Origin of the sequence: Streptomyces fildesensis (assembly GCF_016107395.1) — a bacterium.
Taxonomy (GTDB): domain Bacteria; phylum Actinomycetota; class Actinomycetes; order Streptomycetales; family Streptomycetaceae; genus Actinacidiphila; species Actinacidiphila fildesensis.
Window position 1 is genome coordinate 1 of the sequence record NZ_JAAIKO010000343.1, and the last position, 247, is coordinate 247.

General features: G+C 46.2%; 1 protein-coding gene. It reads right to left on the reverse strand.

All coding sequences use genetic code 11. From position 1 onward, the window contains the following. The coding region (locus C6N31_RS47460) for an RNA-binding protein (RefSeq protein WP_198359749.1) at positions 1-247 on the reverse strand (247 nt) is incomplete at both ends.

Consider the following 247-nt stretch of genomic DNA (forward strand, 5'->3'; position numbering starts at 1 on the left):
CTTGGCAAAAATGTTGGGTTAACAGGCGCAATGGCAGTTCTGGAAGGCAGCACTTTAAGTGGGTAATATCCAAGCACAGTCCCCCATAAATTAAGAGCGCCCTTTGCTCCCTCTTCATCAGTAAACTCAATGAAGGCGAAACGAAGAACAGAGTTTGGATCACCACAGATACGACAATCAACAACCTGTCCGCAGTGAATAAAAAGACCAGCGAGCTGTTCTTCGGTGACCTGTTGATCAATGTCAG